The organism is Paenibacillus agaridevorans, assembly GCF_018604145.1.
In the GTDB taxonomy this organism is placed as follows: domain Bacteria; phylum Bacillota; class Bacilli; order Paenibacillales; family Paenibacillaceae; genus Pristimantibacillus; species Pristimantibacillus agaridevorans.
In genome coordinates this window covers 5,139,883-5,157,316 of record NZ_CP075889.1, presented here as the reverse complement: position 1 = coordinate 5,157,316, position 17,434 = coordinate 5,139,883, and the positions used below count along the sequence as shown (strand labels likewise).

Here is a 17,434-nt window from a genome sequence, read left to right as displayed (position 1 = left end):
ACGGGCAAACCGAACGCTTTTGAAGTTCTGACTCGCAAAACTTCAACTGAACTACGCCTCCGATTACAGCCCGCATGGATGGTTCGCTGCAATCTCTCACCAGGTGCAAGTCCACTGTTTTAACGGACATTATTGAGGCTTAGCGCTGATCTGTGAATCCGAAGTGATTCTGACGGTCATTTTTGCTCCTTAGAGGTCATTTTTCAAAATATATTACTGGTCTGGTTGGCGTAAGCGTTCATTATGTCCATTAGAATTTCTGCCTAATGGTTTTCTTTCTTTAAGCGTCCATTATGACCGTTAGATTGTGTCGGTTACCGATGTTAATTGATAGTGACGATACCGTTGTTTTCCGTTGACGATGACAAGCAGCCCCAATTCGACAAGCTTATCTAATAGTCTTCTCGTCTGTCTGTCTGATCGCTGCAAATGTGATGCCAACTCAATGGAAGTAAAGGGTCGCAGCCGCCTGCGGGCATAACGTAACGTTTCTGTTTCAGCCCAACCAAGCGTATTCGACATAGGTCTCGAAACAAACTTGCCGACAAATGAAAGAGTAAGCTGTTTGCAAACATTAGGATCTTCTGTAATCGATAGATATGCGATCGGCAGGAACAGCCAATCATCTAACGTTAACAAGGCTTGTTTTAAACATAAATCCTTAAATCTCCAAGCTTCGATGTCTCTGGCATGTGATCTGTAACCTTGGATCTCTATGCAGCCCTTTGTTTCATTGGGAATATACGCGAGATCAAGATAACGATATCGATTGCTATAATCCCGTATTTCCCATTCTGGATACAAATAATCGAAATTACCTATAGTCGGATACCAGATCGTTTTTAAATACTCGATTGTTCCATGGCCCAGCCCTTTTTGGAGCAATTCGCGTCTCCTCGGGTTTTTCTCCTCGGCAATCTGCTTTGACAGCCACTGATTTAAAGAAGCCTCGAATATTAGCAATGTTTATGCACCTCGGCTTATGTAGGATTAAAATTAAAATGCCGCTTCGAATCAGAAAACCGTATTGGTTTCCTGATTCAAAGCGGCATGTGCTTCATACCGTAAACTTGCAATTGTCGGTTGTATAATCCGATGGTTAGACGTAAATCGGCGGAAGGTCATCCGTAAGCCGAAGCTCTTGCGGAGCCGTCATGCCGCGCTCCAATGCTTCCTTGCGCAGAGTCAGATAAAGCTCTGCCTTCGTTGCGTTATAATAAGGCAGCACAAAGAGGTAACCGACGAAGAGAGCCAGCAAACCCAGCAGGAACCAGCCGATAAAGCTGAGATCGAGCACGAAGATCCGGAATTTATGTCCACGCGTCATCTGATTGCTAAGCTGCACCGCCCGCCTGTAGCCGATGTTGGGATTATCCGCCAAAATATAGGGCACGAGGCTGTAGGCGTACGATTTGATAATGCCCGGAATAATGAGGAGCAGGTACCATAGGAAATTTAGCAGCCCCCGCCAGAACATGGTTTTAATAATATCTACATATCGTCCCTTGCCGAACGCATACCCCAGATTGTTAAGATTTGCATCCTGCTCGGCAGCTTGCTTGAAGTAGCGCCTGCTCCCGACCTCCAGTGGAGACAGAAGGAAGATTCGGAATGCGAGCGCGAACAAAAGCACAACGATAAATACGATGATCATGATAATGATGAACGGTCCCCAGAAGCTCCAATCGATACTGGAAGAAGTGCCGTAGTCATCGTTATAGACAAAAGAATCGATGATATCTTCTTCGTCGAACAGATCGTCTTCGCTATAGCCGCTATCGACGGTGCTAAACGATTCTCTGAGGTCGCCCCAGTCGTTCGAACCTAGATTCAAGCTGAAATTGCCCCCGAAGCCGCCGCCTCCCCCGCCTACAAACAACAGGATGATGCTGACCAGAAATGCCTTCCAATACGTTGTCCGCAATATATCCTTAGCTCTCTGCTTTAGCTCCGCGCGTGTCCACATTGCCAAACCCCCCATATATGCTCTGCCTTTCATCTTACAATACGAAACACCGAATTTAAATAGAATATTTCCAGCGCTTCCGCATTATGAAAGAGATGGGATTGTCGACGCTGAGCCGAGGGCGATTTGCAGGGATTAACGCCTAAGGCAAGGCTACTTGGCCTCCCCGATCAGCGCGGCTGTGCCGGCGATAATGCGTTCCAGGCCGAATAGATAGGCATGCTCGGGACTATAGGCGCTTTGATGCATCTCGCCTGCGGCATTGCCCACGCGGGACGAGACGGGGAAACGGCTCCAGTCGGTTATATTGTCAAGCACGGGAGACAACGACAGCCACCATTCGTTATCGTCCACCTCGGAGGAGGTTTCGGTCCGTTTCATGCTGAATTGAAGCCGCGCGCAGCTCTCCACGTGCATGAGCAGAAGCGAAAGCGTGGAGTCCATCTCGATATCGGAGAGGCCGATTCCGTCCAGCGCGCATAACTCAAGCTCGTATTTGAGCAAAACATGGGGGCCCATCACGGGTCTTCTGCCGGAGAGGTCGACGATCCAGGGATGCTTCCGGTACAACTCCCAGTTGGTCTTGGCGATGTAGCGTATCGCTTCGCTCCACTCTCCTCCGCATGCTCCCCGGATATCGCCGCCGCTGTCATACAGTTCCGCCTGAGCTTTGTCCAGCATCAGGTCCAGCAGCTCGGACTTGCTGGGTACATAGGTATATAACGACATGGCGCCAACTCCCAGACGCTCCGCCACCTTGCGCATCGACAATTGCTCGATGCCGTTCTCATCGGCCATCTCCATGCCGGCAGATACGATCTTCTGTACGGTTAAGCCGCTTCGGCCCGGTACGGTCTGCGAGCCCCATAAGAGACTCAAGCTGCGGGCATAGTCATTTCCTTGTCCATTAGTGGGCATTGAGGGCAGATCTCCATTCCGATGATGTGATAACACTATTATACACGCGTGCATTGACAGTTAAAAGCGATGAATGATACACTGTACCGTACAGTGTACGACAATGGTTTGCGGCAGGGATGCTAGACTCGAAGCCGCATTCCCGGACGTGCCGTAATAACGAGGCCAGACGCTGCTCTGGCTATTCGAAGGGGAGAATGCAAGCAATGGGAGCCCAAGCGTATGCCATTCAAGCTCGCAATGTCAAGAAGCACTACGGGAGAACGAAGGAGGGACCGGGGCTGAACGGCCTCACGCTGAACGTGCCTGCGGGGAGCATCTTCGGACTTCTGGGTCCGAACGGAGCCGGGAAGACGACCGCGGTCAAAATATTGACGACGCTGCTCCGCATGGACGAAGGCAGCGCCACTGTCGCGGGGTACGACGTTAGCAAGGAGGGGCATCTCGTCCGTTCAAGGATCGGGCTGGCTGGACAATACGCCGCGGTCGACGAGCAGTTGACGGGCTACCAGAACCTGGAGATGTTCGGACGTCTGAACCGCCTGCCAAAGAGGCAAGCAAGGAGGCGCGCCGAGGAATTGTTGAAGCAATTCGATCTGACGGAAGCGGCGGGCAGAGCCGTGGGCAAATATTCGGGAGGGATGCGCAGACGGCTTGATCTAGCTGCCAGTCTGATCGTGTCGCCGGATGTGCTGTTCGTCGACGAGCCGACGACCGGCCTGGACCCTCTCGCCAGACAAGAAGTGTGGGGAGCGATCCGTTCGCTTAAGGAAGCGGGGACAACCGTGCTGCTCACGACGCAATATTTGGAGGAGGCGGACCAGCTTGCGGATCTGATCTCTATTTTGAAGGACGGAAGAGTGATCAGAGAGGGCACGCCCGAGGCTCTGAAGTCCTCGTTCGGGGGCGACCGCTTGGAGGTGACGCTGCTAAGACAAGAGGAAGTCGAGAAGGCGGAACGTATTTTGCGCGGAATCGGCGGAGCTTCTGTTCTCGTAGACAACGCCGCGAACCGAATCAGCGTGCCGGTAACCGACCGTACGGGCTCGTTGCTAAAGGCGGCTAGCGCGTTCGCGGACTCGGGGCTGGAGCCGGAGGATATCGTTCTGCGCAGACCAACCTTGGACGAAGTATTTATTCATTTTACGGGGCAGAACGGAGTATCGAATAAGGAGGAATCCAGATGATTACGATGGAACGCAACGTTAAGAATATTCAACCTTCGGGCGCCGCGCGTATCCGTTATGCCTTTACCGATGTATGGGTATTGTCGAAGCGGGAGCTGCTGCATTGGGGAGGCAATCCATGGGGGATTATGATCGGCTGGCTGTTCCCTGTCATGATGCTGCTTATGTTCGGCTACCTGTTCGGGGGAGCGATGGCGGTTCCCGGGGGAGGCTCGTACTTCGAATTTCTTATGCCGGGCATGTTCGCGATGACGATGTTTTTCGGTGTGGAGAGCACCGTCATGGCGGTAACGACGGATGCCTCGAAGGGCGTCACGGACCGATTTCGGTCGATGCCGATTCATGCCTCGGCCGTTTTGCTGGGTCGATGTATGGTCGATATGCTTAATTCGGTCATTGGGCTGCTTGTGTTGATCGTGACCGGTCTATTGCTCGGCTGGGGTTGGCATGAAGGCGCAGACCACGCGCTTGCGGCGTTCGGCCTGTTGCTGCTGCTGAGATTTTCGCTGCTGTGGGTCGGCATCTTCGTAGGTCTTCACGCTACGAATCCGCATAATGTGTCCATGGTGCAACTGCTGGTATGGCCGGTAGGTTTCCTGTCGAATGTCTTCGTCGATACGACGACGATGCCCGCCTGGCTGGGAGCCATCGCGGAGTTTAACCCTCTGTCGGCTACATCGACGGCGGCGAGGGAGCTGTTTGGCAATCCGGGCCTGCGCGGCGAGACCTGGATGTCGGAGCATGCCCTGCTGCTAGCCGTTGGCTGGCCCGTATTGCTCCTGGCGATATTCTTGCCGCTGGCGGTACGGAGTTATAGAAGGTTGAATCGGTAAACGCGGACATCAGCGACATTATTTGCGCTTTTTTTGATGGAATCCAAATCTAACGGACGGGAGCGGCGTTATTTGCCCGGTATGAAGCAAAATGATGCTCGGATGGCACAAATAGAGCTGTGTATGTCCGTTAGATTTTAGAAACTATTGAAAATCAAAGAATAACGTCGCTCCTGTCCGTTACGTTGCAGACTCGCTCGTGCCTATGAGACTTAAAACTTTTTCTACAAGCGGTCATGCGTACTCGGAGGAATGTGCTCTTAGTACGTAATGACCACATTCCCTCTCTTGCGTTCCGTATCCACGTATGCGTGCGCTTCCGGTACCTGCTCCAACGCATACTCTCGATCAATGTTCGCGCGGAGCCTCCCGACGTTGAAGAGCTCGGTTATATATTGAAGGTTATCTTTGTTCTGCATGAGGCCGGCCGTTGCGAATTTGGCTTTGCGGCCTCGCGACAAGGAGGAGAGGAGGACGGCGAATAGAATCGACATGGACGGGACGGTGGAGAGATAGACGCCGTTAGCGGTGAGCGATCGCTTGCAATCGCGGAATGTTCGTTTGCCGACAGCGTCGAAGATCACGTCATACGCATGGCCATTCTGCGCAAAATCCTCGCTGGTGTAATCGATGACCGCATCGGCGCCATTTGCAAGCACCAGCGCCGAGTTCGCGCCGCTGCATATGCCGGTTACCTCTGCGCCGAATACCTTGGCGAGTTGTACGGCCGCCAGCCCGACCGCTCCGGAGGCGCCGTTGACCAGCACCTTCTGGCCAGGCTTCAGCTTGGCTTTGTCGCGAAGGAAGGTCAGCGCCGTGGGGGTACCGTCGCAGATCGCGGCGGCTTCCGCGAACGTCATGCCGTCCGGCATGACCGCAAGCGGCTTGGATTCCGGCAGGCATTTGTATTCGGCATGGGCGCCGGAAGTAGCCGCGCTAATGCCGAATACGCGATCCCCGACGCGAAACTGCTTAACGTCGCGGCCGACGGCGTCGACGACTCCCGCAAGCTCCGTGCCCAAGATGGGCTGCTTGGGTTTCTTCAGCCCGTAGACGAGCCTAACGATGAAGGGGTCTCCCTTGCGAAAGGCGCAATGCGACGGACCCACGGTAGAGGCCGCTACACGAATGCGAACTTCATTATCCCCCGGCTCCGGCTTAGCGACGTCCTGCACCTGCAAGACGTCCGGAGTGCCGTATCTCGTACAGACGATCGCTTTCATCCTCATTCCTCCTCGAAATAAAAAACTTCCTCAAGCGGAACGCCGAATGCGCGCGCGATACGGAACGCGAGCTCCAGCGATGGCGAATAATTGCCCTTCTCGATGGTAACGATGGTCTGCCTCGTGACGCCTACCAGATCCGCGAGCTGCTGCTGCGTCATCTCGTTCCGGTTGAAACGAAGCTTGCGCACATGATTGCCAATCAGACTCTTACTCATGTCAGACTCCCCTGCGATAGTAATAAAGCTGCGCGATATACCCGGCAACCTCCGACAGGAAGGCGAAGCCGACAAAAGTGACGAACATCGTGTTCGGCGTCATGCCGAGCGCGAGCGTGCCCATGGCCAGCACGGTACCCATGCTGAACGTGTAATGGCTAACCCGGGTCGCTTTCAGATCGATCAGCTTGTCGAGTTCGTCGGCGAATGAAGGTTCGTTTTCGTTCGTGACCATCCGGTTAATGATCGAGAAGAGGATATGCAGAATAATTTTCGCGACGATGGTGACCGGGATCAGCACGATGACGAAGAGGCCCCAAAAGCGGAAGGGATCCTCTTGATCGAGAATGCCGAAGGGCGCGTTTTGAAAGACGTACAAGCAATAAGAGCCGAAGATCAGGAAGGTGCTGAGCAAATAAAAGAGCGTTTTTTTCTCTTGAAAGGACAAACGGAACGCCTCCTCGACGCATATAAAGTAAAGTTCGATATACACAATGTAAAATAAACCATACATAAAGTCAAGTTAATTTTACCAATAGTATAAACGGGGCCGTTTATTGAATAGCGAGGAGGAGGCCGTCGATTCATTGTGTGCAAAACTGGAAATGAGGCTGCAATCATCATCGCCAACCTGTTAACGGAAATAAGGGCCCTTATATGGATCGTTTGGCGTGATTTTAAAATCTAACGGAACTCCGCGACGTTATTCGAGAGAAATCCAGGCAAACCACGGACTTTTGCCCATCATAAGGGCTGTCAGTTCCATTAGGTTTGCGAAATGCCGCTTTTTGCCGTAATAACGCCTTTCAGTTCCGTTACAGTTGCTCCCGTTCATTTCTTACCGGACACTTGCCCGCAATTTCACCTATGCACAATGAATAGACAGCCTCAGGAGCGACATCATTTGGTCGAAATGAGGCAATATGATGCTCTTGTGGCATACATAGAGTGGTGTATGTCTGTTACGTTGCAGCCTCGCGTCTTTGAGAGCCCGAATTTACTTTAAACGCTAGACGCGGTCGCTCGTCGCCGAAGGATTTAGAGATTATCCGAATAATCAATCCATATTCGCAACTTATTGGACTCGGAGAACTCCCGGGGAGAGCCCTTGCATTTAATCCCGCTGCACCGTCAAAAGACGTCGCGAGCATTTCCCCGCCTATACGATCCATCTACGAATCTTGCAGGGACGATCTCACTGAAAAAATGGGCAAAAAGAGGAAACATAGATCAAAAGAGCAACGTACAGACGTGTAAATATACAAAAAATGTAAACTTGTCCATCGAAAGAGCTTGTTATGCTCGGCATATCGCGGTTCATAACCGGAATAGGTTAAGTAGTAGCGGGAGGTGCGGTTAATGGGCGGATGGTCGAAAGCATGGAGGCTGACGTTGCTCTTATCGGGAACCATCGGCTTGAACGTCGCGGCTTTGTCTCCCGGCCTGGGCGGAGCGAGGCTGACGGGAGGGAGCTCCTTCGAGACCGCCTTCGTCGTCACGCTTCTCGTCATGAGTCCGTTGGTGCTTCTGACCGGCAGCCATGCCATCCTCTTTGGCGATGCGCCCACCGCGCCGCGTCTGCCGGAATGGCGTTCGCCGGAGGCGTATTGGCTTGCATTCGTTCGTTTCCGCCGCAATCGCGCGCTCAGACGGGAGAGCGAAGCCGCATTGTCGCAGTTGGAGCGCATGGAGAAGAAGGTGAACGTCTTGCTGGGATTGCTGGGAGAACGGTTTAATCCGGCGGAGTTAAGCTACAAAAGGTTCGCATCGGCGATTGCGGCGGTCGAGGAGTTGTTCTACGGTCATGTGCGAGAATTGCTGGGATTGCTCCGCCTTAGAGAAGCGTCAGCGATGGCAACAGGCTGGTCGGCTGATTCCGCGGGTTATTTGGGGGCGAACGAAGAAATTCTGCTCAAGCTGGACGGTCTGCTTGCGGAACTGACAAGGCTCGGGGGCGCGGATTACCGGGATGTGCTGCTCATGCCGTGCATGAAGGACATCGACATCTTAATCAACCAGACCAAATACTACAAGTCGTGAGGGGGGATAGAGATGGCCGGCAGAAGCGGAGGAAGAACGGCAGTGCTGCTTGGAGCAATCACGATATTCGTCTTCGTGGCCGTCTACTACGGGATTGCTTTCACGTCGGACTGGGGCCAGCCAGCGGGCGAAGCATCGACGAGCAACGCCGATAAACGTCTGGATAGGCTGGTTCGCCGCATCGACGTGACGATAGCCGAGCCGGTAAAGGGGATCGTTGACCTCGCCCCTGTCCAGGTAGGCGATTCGCTGCCGGATATCGAGAAATATCCCGTAACGGTGCAGCCGTCAACAGGCAGCTATGCGGAGATCTTTTCGTCGACGGAGAAAGGCGGAGAAGGCGTCGACGGCTGGTTGGCGGAGGCTGCGCAAGCATTCAATGATGCCGGTATTGTTCTGAACGGAGAGCTCGTATCGGTGAAGCTGCGCAACATCGCCTCCGGCACGGCCGCCGATTATATCCGCTCGGGAAAATACGTGCCGGATGCGTTCACGCCGTCGAATGAGCTGTGGGGAGCCATGATTCAAGAGGACGGCATTCCAATTGAACTCCTGTCGGAAAGACTCGTTGGCAACGTGGCGGGAATCGTGACCAAGAAGGCTAAGCATGACGAATTGGTGGCGAAGTATGGCTTCGTCGGCGTTAAAACGTTGACGGACGCGCTCGCGGAGAACGAGCTTGCGATGGGATATACCGACCCCTTCGCAAGCTCGACGGGGCTTAATTTCCTAGTGACATCCCTGGAGACGTATGGAGGAGGGGACCCGCTTGGAGAGGAGGCCGTTCAAGGTTTCCAGCGGTTCCAGGCCAATGTGCCATTCATTGCCTCTACAACGCTGCAGATGCGGGAGGCGGCAAAGTCGGGCATGCTGGACGCGTTTGTGCTGGAATATCAGACCTATTTGAACTCTCCTGACTTGCGCAGCGAGTACGTCTTCACGCCTTTCGGCGTCAGGCACGACAGTCCGTTGTATGGTCTGGGCGATTTGACGGTGCAGAAGCGGGACATTCTTCTTTCTTTCGCGGAGTTCGTCACGAGGGAGAGATGGCAGCAAGAGGGAACCAGGAAGGGCTTTAACGGTCTGGAGGAGTATCGGCCGGAGAGCAAGCCGATCGACGGCTCCATGCTTGCGCCTGCCCAAAAGCTATGGAAAGAGAAGAAGAACGGGGGCCAGGAGGTTGCCGCCGTATTCGTGGCGGACGTGTCCGGCAGCATGGACGGAGAGCCGCTTAACCGACTTAAGGAATCGCTGTTGGCGGGACAGAAGGTGCTCGGCAGGGAGAACAGCATCGGGTTAGTCTCCTATTCCGGCGAGGTGAGGGTCGAGCTGCCCGTCGGTACATACGATACGAATCAGCAATCGATGTTCGTGGGGGCGGTGGAGAGCTTGCGTGCCGGCGGCGAGACGGCGACCTTCGACGGCATTGCAGTAGCCATGAAGCTCCTTCGCGAGGCGTTGGTCGCGCGCCCTCAAGCAAAGCCGGTTATCTTTGTTCTCAGCGACGGGGAGACGAATACGGGCCATTCGCTGGACGACATCCGCGGTCTGGTCGAGACGTATCGCATCCCGATCTATACGATCGGCTACAACGCTAATGTGGAAGCGCTCAAGAGCATCTCTGCCATTAACGAAGCCGTCAGCATGAATGCCGACACGGATGATGTCGTATACAAGATCGGCAATCTGCTGAACGCGCAAATGTAGGAGAACGAATTACGGGAGGGGATCCAATGTCATTCTCGATGGAAGTAGTGAGCCCGGAGGCCATACGGTCTGCGATCGAAGAGCAGGTGAAGCCGGTTCCGCAGGAGGTTGAGCAGCTTCGGACGCTCGCGCGGAGCAACGTTGCCGCGATTCTGGAGGTTGATCCGGAGGCGCCCGAGAAGCGCAAGGACATCATGACCTCGCTGGAGCTGTTCGGCATGGCTACCATGCGCTCTTCCGCGGAGAAGAACGGCTTGCTCCAGGTGTCCGTCGGCCAGCTGTCCAGGGCGGGCGACGAAGGCGGGCAAGTCGCGCAAGGATTGACGGAGCTGCAGCTTCAGCTCAAGGATCTCGATCCCGGCGCCGTCGACTTCGCGAAGCACGGCATGCTGGGCAAGTTCTTTAATCCGCTGCGGAGCTACTTTGCCAAATATCAACGGGCCGACGCCGTTATCTCGGATATCATCGTATCGCTTGATAAGGGCAAGACGGTGCTGCGCAACGATAATACGACCCTGGAATTCGAGCAGCAGGCGCTTCGCGAGCTGACGAAGCGGCTCCGCAAGGAGATACAGCTTGGCATGCTTATGGACGAGGAGATCGAGGCGCAGCTCGGAGCGGCCAGGCTGAGGCAAGAGGAGGATGACCGCATCCGCTTTATCGCGGAGGAGGTGCTGTTCCCGCTCAGGCAGCGGCTGATGGACCTTCAGCAGATGATGGTCGTAAACCAGCAGGGAATCATGGCGATCGAGGTTGTCATGCGGAACAACAAGGAGCTGATTCGCGGCGTTGACCGGGCAAGGAACGTGACGGTGTCCGCGCTTAAGACGTCGGTGACGGTGGCAAGCGCCCTCTACAATCAGCGTATCGTGCTAAGCAAGATCGAGCTGTTAAATCAAACGACGAATACGTTGATTAGCGGCACCTCCAGAATGCTCAAGGAGCAGGGAGCCGCGATTCATAAGCAGTCTCTGGAGTCCAGCATTTCCGTTGACACGTTAAAGCAGGCTTTCACCGACGTTATCGCGGCGCTGGATTCCATCAGCGTCTACAAGCAGGAGGCGCTGCCTAGAATGCGAGAGACGATTACGCAATTCCGCGAGTTGGCGGATACGAGCGAGCGCCAGATCAAACGGCTGGAGCAGGGTCAGCGGCTGGTCTTATAAAGTTGCCCAACAATAACGCCGTTCCATTGCGACAGGGCTGCCGGGTTGCTTCCAACACCCCGGCGGCCCTTACGTACTTCGGTTGAACGGTAATGGTCCAAGTTTTATCAATATCGGGGAGAATGGACGTGGCAGCATAATTGGTATTGGAAGGAAATGTTCGAAATAGAGCGAAATATAACAAAGATGAAATCTACTCTTTTTTCGGAAGAATGATATGCATAAGGCGCATTTGAAAAAGAATATAACCCGATTTTTTGTTTTATTTATTACAATCACCGAGAATACCCCTGCCTCTAAGCCACCTTACTCACGAAGTGAGAGCGAAGGAAGGGGATGAATCGGGAAATTTGTAGGTGAATATTAGCGAACGTACGTGCTATAATTAGGTGGTGTTAACAATTGTATTTCTTGTAGATAGGTGGTGAAACAAGCGATGCTTCATCATAAGGCATTCAAATTTCGTATCTATCCGACGCAAGAACAGAGCGTGCTTATGCGCAAAACATTGGGTTGCAGCCGTTTCGTGTTTAACCATTTCCTAGCGAAATGGAATCAAACCTATCAAACTACAGGTAAAGGATTGTCTTACAACAGTTGCGCCGTAGGGCTTCCTGCTATGAAGCGTGAATGGCCTTGGCTGAAAGAAGTGGATAGCATTGCCTTGCAATCAGCCGTTCGCAACTTGGCTGACGGGTTTCAGCGTTTTTTCAAGAAGCAGAATGATCTTCCGCGTTTCAAGAGCCGCAAGCATCCGGTGCAAAGTTATACGACGCGATATACGGCCGGTAACCTTGCAGTAGAAGGCGATCATGTGAAGCTTCCCAAATTGGGATGGGTGCGCTATGCCAAGTCGAGAGAGATCGAAGGTCGGATACAATCCGCTACCATACGACTTGCCGTAAGCGGCAAATGGTTTGTCTCCCTCGTGTGCGAGGCGGATATCCAGCACCTGCCTGTAACAGACCATACGCTGGGCATTGATGTCGGTATTAAACTACTTGCCGTGCCCTCAGAAGGTATTGCCATGGATAATCCGAGATATACGCTGCAGTATGAACGCTTATTAGCGAAATGGCAACGGGTCATGGCGAGAAGAACGTATGGCGGGAGCAACTGGCATAGAGCGAAACAAAAAGTGGCCCAAATTCACGAAAAAATTCGAAATAGTCGAATCGATGTGATGCACAAGCAGACCACGAAATGGATACGTGAAAACCAAACGATCTGTATCGAAGACTTGCGCATCACCAATATGATGAAGAATAGCCACCTCGCGAAACATATTGCAGATGCCTCATGGGGTGAAATGAGCCGTCAGTTGCATTACAAGGCGAAGTGGTATGGCCGAACAATCAAGGAGGCGCCCGCATTTGCCCCATCGAGCCAAACTTGCCATGTATGCGGAAACAAGCATGCAGAGGTGAAAAACTTGAGCATTCGCATGTGGACTTGCCCGGTTTGTTTCACGGTACATGACCGAGACAGGAATGCGGCGCAGAATATAAAGTCAATGGCGTTGTAATGAAAGAAACAGGAACTGCGGGAACCGCAGGGATCGCTTGGTGTACGATTTTTCGCAAGAAAATATCGATGCGATTTGCTCCATGAGGAGCAACAACCCAAGAATCCCCCACCTCTCCAAGGTGGCGGGAGTGTTCAAAGACGGCATGACCAATAAGTTTCTGGAACAGCATTCTTATGCAAGTAGCAGTGAAGAAAAAAAGAAGATGGAAGCGGTTATTACCATTTATAAAACAATACATGCGGAATCAGAAGATGAGTCAGTGGACTTAGAAATCATTTTGCAGTCTATAAAGGAGCCCATGCTGGTTATAGACGATTATTACGAAAGTATGCTTGAACGAGTAGGCAGTTCAACGCAATAATTTATGATCAATAATCGTGATACCGCCTAAGGTACAACCTTGCGAACATCGGCATACGATGTAGCGAGGAGGTGATGCAAAATGTTTGGTACGCTTACTCATTGGATGGAAGTCGCGATGTGGGTCGTAATGGGTTCGATGGCGCTCGATCTGGTAATCGGGCTGTTCAAATCGATGTCGGGAGGCAAACTCTCTCATGAGCTTGTGCTGGGCTACCTGAAGGATATGGTGTATTACGTGCTTCCGCTCTTCATGCTTGCCGGGCTTGCAGCCATGGATGTGACGGGCTGGGTCGTCCTTGTCGGTTATTACTTGGGCGCACTTGCCGTAGTAGTCAAATATCTCATGGATATGAAGTCCAAATTGTAAACGTATACACCTGCGTAGATCCAACGACGTTGCTTGAAGGATGAAAGTCCGGACCGCAACGTCGTTTTTTGTTGTCGACACGGGTGCCGGGTCGGGGACAAGTCCGACGGGCCCAGGGACTAACAATAAAGGCGATGTCAGGAACTGTCCTGAGCATCGCCTTTTATTTGGATGCAGTGCTTTCACAATTGTCTATGGATCATGGACTGCAGGAACGGAGCTTCCTCTTGGCGGAGACCGGAGGGGAGCCCTCAATCCTTGGCAGCTTTGGGAAGCAGCGAAATGGAATATAGCGCCGCCACGCCGACGACGATGTATACGATCTTCGAGCCGATCTCGGCCTGGCCGCCGAACAGCTCGCTGACGACATCGTACTCGAACAAGCCGACGGACAGCCAATTCAGCCCTCCAATAATGACTAAAACCAAGCTAATAAGGTTGAGCGTCTTCATACGAATACTGCCTCCTTGGGACGGTCGTGAGAGAGCCCGGCTGGGAGGGACCGGGGGTTCTTTCACTCCGAATCTTGGTTAATCCATACAATGTTATGAGCTAATGCTATGGATTATGCACAATTCGCCGGAGGAACCGATTTCGAGCCGAGATTTTGTTTATTGGGTTGACGTTAAAATCATAGTACAATGAATTGGATATTTCCTACATAATATTGATCGGAAAATTCAAATACATCATGAAGAAGGCGTTCCCAGTGAGAATCGTATCCTCTTATTACTTCCTTATGTACCTGATGTCCAGCGTTCTGCTGCCCTATACGAGTCTGCACTTTCATGATCGCGGCTTCAGCCCTTCCACGATTGGATATATTCTATCTTTATGGGCATTCGTAGGCGTCATTGCGCAGCCTGTAATGGGACTGCTTAACGACAGGCTCCAGCGTACCAAAGTTCTGCTCTTCCTGCTCGTGCTTATAACGCCGGCTTCAGGCCTGCTGTTTTATACGTCGAATGCGTTCGGGGCTATCGTAGCGGTATCGCTTCTCTTCGCCTGGTTCCAGTCTTCGCTACCGTCTATGAGTGATGCGGCCGCCGTCCAGATTGGCAGAACGCAGGGCTTCGCGTTCGGCAACGTACGGCTGTGGGGAGCGCTCAGTTATGCCATCGGAGCATTTGCGGTGGGATTTTATTACGAGAAACACGGGTACGATCATGTATTCCTTATGTACGCGCTGCTTGCAATTCCGACTGCGGCGATCGTGTTTTTGCTGCCCGTGACCCATACGAACTCGGCGCGTATTAGCGTATTCCAGCAACTGGGGGACGTGGTGAGGAACCGAACCTTCCTGTTCTTCTGTCTCGTTTCCTTCATGACTATGCTGGCGGTCACGGCGAGCGCGACTTTTTTGCCGCTATACTTCGACGAACACGGTTTCGACAAGCGGCTTTTGGGAACGGCGATAGCGCTGGCCGCGCTCATCGAGGTCCCTATGTTCTGGTGGGCAGCCAAGCTGGGGAACAAGTTCGGAAAGTCGCTGCTGCTCGCGGCAGCGGCATCGTTGTATGCGCTGAAGTACCTCATTCTGTTTCTGACCAGCAACGTGTACATGACGCTGGCTACGCAGTTGTTGGACGGAATCGCCTTCGCCTTCTTCGCCGGCGTGGCGGTGGAGTTTGTGGATAGTCTTGCCGGCGCCAGAACGAAGGCGACCTATCAGACCTTGTACGCGGCGGTAACCTGGGGGCTCGGAGGAATCGCGGGCAACTTGATCGGAGGGCAGATCGTGGAGCTTCGCGGCGTCACGTTCCTGTATATCGTACTGTTCTTGTTATGCGCTTCTTCGGCGCTTTTTTACACGAGAGTCAAGCAGGAGCATTCGAAACTTCCAAAGGTGGGAGCTTGAAGGGGGTTAAGCGCTTCGTTCGTAACGTTCGTAATGGTGCGTTGAGATGTCGCTTTCTTCTCTCAAGACAGACCTCAGCTCGTTCAACAGGCCGTCCAGCTCCTGCTGCAATTGGCGCAGCTCGCTTCTGCAGCGTGCCTGAAGACCGTCCAGCTCGGCGGGGGACAGTTGATGCTGCCTAATACGGTAGATGAGCTTGTTGGCAATCGTTTCGTTGTCGCATAACCGGGGCGTATACATAATAGCGGGCTCAGCTTGAGCTGACATGATTATTAATCTCCTTCGTCGCCATGGATTTGTTCCCGTTCGGGAAATCGTTTTACAAATCCAACTTTAACAAACGATTGTTAAAGGAATGCTTTAAAAAGATCAAATTTATGTAAGAATTAGATTAAGACATTTAATACCTTGATCCTCCAGGCCACGCTTGATAGAATGTTTTCATTCGCGTGCCTCGCCCCGATACCGGGCCAAGCGGCAGCGTATGGAGGTGCTGGATATGCTTTTTTGGGGAATCCATTTCTTGAGGTTAAGGTAACGAGATGGTTCATACGGCCATGCCCAAGCCCAGAAAAGAAGGAGGAATCTCTCCATGTATACCGATTGGAAAAAAAAGTTCGCCTTCATCTTTAGCGGACAGCTCTTCTCGATTCTTACCACTTCGATGGTACAATTCTCGATTATTTGGCATCTGACGGAGACGACGCAATCCGCCGTCGTGCTCATGATCGCGAGCCTCGTCGGTTTTCTGCCGCAAGCGCTGCTCGGACCGTTTATCGGCGTCTGGCTCGACAGATGGAACCGGAAACTTACGATGATCGCAGCTGACGGAGCGATTGCGCTGTTCAGTCTTGCATTAGGTTTGTATTATTATTTCGGCGAGCCCGGACTAGGTTTCGTCTATCTTGTTCTGATGGCGCGCTCCATCGCTTCGTCCTTCCACGCGCCTGCGTTCCAGGCGGCTATACCGCTGATCGCGCCGCCGGATCAACTGACTCGCGTGGCAGGCTGGCAGCAAATGGTGTTCTCGGCCTCGACCGTGCTCGGCCCCGCGCTTGGCATCGCGGTATATTCCGCAACCTCGCTTGGAGCCGTGTTGCTACTGGACGTGGCTGGCGCATTGATCGCCAACATCATGCTGATGCTCGTGAAGATTCCCCAACCGAAGTCCGAGGCGGCGGAGAGACCGCAGTTCCTGGCAGAGTTCAAGCTGGGTTGGCAAACCTTTATACAAGTGAAGCCGGTGGTCATTATTACGGTGGCTACCGCGGTGTTCTCGATTGCGTTTATGCCTCTCGGCACGTTGTTCCCGTTTATGACATTGTCCCACTTCGGACGCGGCGGATACAGCGCCAGCCTTGTGGAGGCCGTTTTCTCGGCGGGAATGATCATAGGCGGATTGCTGTTATCCGTTGTCGCCTCCAGATGGAAGGACATCTCCTATATCGTTATGAGTATGGTCGTGATGGGCGTCACCTGCGTGGCAAGCGGAGTAATCAGCCGGGAGGCTTTTGTCGTTTTCGTCATCCTCTCCTTCCTCATGGGAGCGGCTGCCCCATTCTTTAACGGACCGTATATGGCGATGATTCAACGCGCTTATGATCCGGCGATGCTGGGAAGGGTGATCTCGCTGGTAACGAGCATCATGCTGTTGTCCTCGCCGATCGGCCTGCTCATGGCGGGACCGATCGTGGACAAGTACGGCATCCAGAGCTGGTTCCTCGGCTGCGGAATCGTAACGGTACTAACAGGTGTTGTATTGTTTGTTCTATCCAAACGTCTGCATGTGCCGGAGCGGGAGTCGGAGTCGGCCGCGAGTTCTGCAGAGTAATGAAGGGGTGTATCCAAAGCCTCGAAAGGAAGATAGCGCGATTGTTCTTCCCGGGAGACTTCGATGGAGGTATCTTCACCGAAGCAGCAAGCGCGAGGTGAGGCCAATCGTATACCGCATCGGAAAATAGATGGAAAAGCTCCCTTTAATCTGGATGAAACGGAATATCGACTGGATTTAGAGGGAAAAACACCCTTTCTTCGGGGGGATTCTGCCCGAATTCAGCTTT

18 protein-coding genes are annotated in these 17,434 nt (G+C 52.9%); 10 read left to right on the top strand and 8 right to left on the bottom strand.

Going from position 1 to position 17,434, the window contains the following annotated elements:
- Nucleotides 1–300: 300 nt before the first annotated feature.
- The 3 genes from KJW29_RS20965 to KJW29_RS20955 form a co-directional block, all read right to left on the bottom strand.
- Complete coding sequence (locus KJW29_RS20965; protein WP_214626037.1) at nt 301–963, bottom strand: transcriptional regulator; 663 nt, start codon at nt 961–963, stop codon at nt 301–303.
- A gap of 136 nt (nt 964–1,099) precedes the next feature.
- On the bottom strand, nt 1,100–1,966 hold the full coding sequence (locus tag KJW29_RS20960) for a DUF975 family protein (RefSeq protein WP_214626036.1): 867 nt from the start codon (nt 1,964–1,966) through the stop codon (nt 1,100–1,102).
- Nucleotides 1,967–2,119: 153 nt separating this feature from the next.
- Complete coding sequence (locus KJW29_RS20955; RefSeq protein WP_214626035.1) at nt 2,120–2,884, bottom strand: TetR/AcrR family transcriptional regulator; 765 nt, start codon at nt 2,882–2,884, stop codon at nt 2,120–2,122.
- A gap of 206 nt (nt 2,885–3,090) precedes the next feature.
- Here KJW29_RS20955 and KJW29_RS20950 point away from each other — a divergent pair, with 206 nt between their 5' ends.
- Together KJW29_RS20950 and KJW29_RS20945 are read left to right on the top strand one after the other, a co-directional pair.
- Complete coding sequence (locus KJW29_RS20950) at nt 3,091–4,071, top strand: ATP-binding cassette domain-containing protein (RefSeq protein WP_214626034.1); 981 nt, start codon at nt 3,091–3,093, stop codon at nt 4,069–4,071.
- Nucleotides 4,068–4,904: an ABC transporter permease gene (locus tag KJW29_RS20945; RefSeq protein WP_246608309.1), complete on the top strand. Its 837-nt coding sequence runs from the start codon at nt 4,068–4,070 to the stop codon at nt 4,902–4,904. The genes KJW29_RS20950 and KJW29_RS20945 overlap by 4 nt, the downstream gene beginning before the upstream one ends.
- A gap of 260 nt (nt 4,905–5,164) precedes the next feature.
- Here the strand turns inward: KJW29_RS20945 and KJW29_RS20940 are convergent, their stop codons facing one another.
- Genes KJW29_RS20940 through KJW29_RS20930 form a run of 3 tightly spaced genes read right to left on the bottom strand, consistent with a single transcriptional unit; the run spans nt 5,165 to nt 6,793 of the window.
- Nucleotides 5,165–6,127, bottom strand: a complete 963-nt coding sequence (locus KJW29_RS20940) for an NAD(P)-dependent alcohol dehydrogenase (protein WP_214626033.1) — start codon at nt 6,125–6,127, stop codon at nt 5,165–5,167.
- 2 nt (nt 6,128–6,129) lie between these two features.
- Nucleotides 6,130–6,345 carry a helix-turn-helix transcriptional regulator gene (locus KJW29_RS20935; RefSeq protein WP_087571809.1) on the bottom strand — a complete coding sequence of 72 codons (216 nt, stop codon included), beginning with the start codon at nt 6,343–6,345 and terminating at the stop codon, nt 6,130–6,132.
- A gap of 1 nt (nt 6,346) precedes the next feature.
- Nucleotides 6,347–6,793, bottom strand: a complete 447-nt coding sequence (locus KJW29_RS20930) for a hypothetical protein (protein ID WP_214626032.1) — start codon at nt 6,791–6,793, stop codon at nt 6,347–6,349.
- Nucleotides 6,794–7,704: 911 nt separating this feature from the next.
- Here KJW29_RS20930 and KJW29_RS20925 point away from each other — a divergent pair.
- The 6 genes from KJW29_RS20925 (at nt 7,705) to KJW29_RS20900 (ending at nt 13,516) form a co-directional block, all read left to right on the top strand.
- Nucleotides 7,705–8,385 carry a hypothetical protein gene (locus KJW29_RS20925; protein ID WP_214626031.1) on the top strand — a complete coding sequence of 227 codons (681 nt, stop codon included), beginning with the start codon at nt 7,705–7,707 and terminating at the stop codon, nt 8,383–8,385.
- Between the two features lie 12 nt (nt 8,386–8,397).
- Nucleotides 8,398–10,092 (top strand): VWA domain-containing protein, encoded by a 1,695-nt coding sequence (locus KJW29_RS20920; RefSeq protein ID WP_214626030.1) that lies wholly within the window; start codon nt 8,398–8,400, stop codon nt 10,090–10,092.
- A 26-nt stretch (nt 10,093–10,118) separates the two neighbouring features.
- Nucleotides 10,119–11,258, top strand: a complete 1,140-nt coding sequence (locus KJW29_RS20915; RefSeq protein WP_214626029.1) for a toxic anion resistance protein — start codon at nt 10,119–10,121, stop codon at nt 11,256–11,258.
- Nucleotides 11,259–11,694: 436 nt separating this feature from the next.
- A complete protein-coding gene (tnpB, locus tag KJW29_RS20910) occupies nt 11,695–12,783 on the top strand; it encodes an IS200/IS605 family element RNA-guided endonuclease TnpB (RefSeq protein ID WP_214631238.1) in 1,089 nt (362 codons plus the stop codon).
- 40 nt (nt 12,784–12,823) lie between these two features.
- A complete protein-coding gene (locus KJW29_RS20905) occupies nt 12,824–13,147 on the top strand; it encodes a hypothetical protein (protein ID WP_214626028.1) in 324 nt (107 codons plus the stop codon).
- A gap of 81 nt (nt 13,148–13,228) precedes the next feature.
- Entirely contained in the window at nt 13,229–13,516 is a 288-nt protein-coding gene (locus tag KJW29_RS20900) for a hypothetical protein (RefSeq protein ID WP_214626027.1), read from the top strand.
- 251 nt (nt 13,517–13,767) lie between these two features.
- Here the strand turns inward: KJW29_RS20900 and KJW29_RS20895 are convergent, their stop codons facing one another.
- Nucleotides 13,768–13,968 carry a DUF378 domain-containing protein gene (locus KJW29_RS20895; protein ID WP_214626026.1) on the bottom strand — a complete coding sequence of 67 codons (201 nt, stop codon included), beginning with the start codon at nt 13,966–13,968 and terminating at the stop codon, nt 13,768–13,770.
- Between the two features lie 257 nt (nt 13,969–14,225).
- Here KJW29_RS20895 and KJW29_RS20890 point away from each other — a divergent pair, with 257 nt between their 5' ends.
- The gene (locus KJW29_RS20890) at nt 14,226–15,374 is read left to right on the top strand and encodes an MFS transporter (RefSeq protein ID WP_214626025.1); all 1,149 of its coding nucleotides are present in this window, start codon (nt 14,226–14,228) and stop codon (nt 15,372–15,374) included.
- Between the two features lie 6 nt (nt 15,375–15,380).
- On the opposite strand, the gene KJW29_RS20885 is transcribed toward KJW29_RS20890, so the two are convergent.
- A complete protein-coding gene (locus KJW29_RS20885) occupies nt 15,381–15,641 on the bottom strand; it encodes a hypothetical protein (RefSeq protein ID WP_187101925.1) in 261 nt (86 codons plus the stop codon).
- Nucleotides 15,642–15,966: 325 nt separating this feature from the next.
- Here KJW29_RS20885 and KJW29_RS20880 point away from each other — a divergent pair, with 325 nt between their 5' ends.
- On the top strand, nt 15,967–17,205 hold the full coding sequence (locus KJW29_RS20880; RefSeq protein WP_214626024.1) for an MFS transporter: 1,239 nt from the start codon (nt 15,967–15,969) through the stop codon (nt 17,203–17,205).
- The last annotated feature ends 229 nt before the right edge of the window (nt 17,206–17,434 follow it).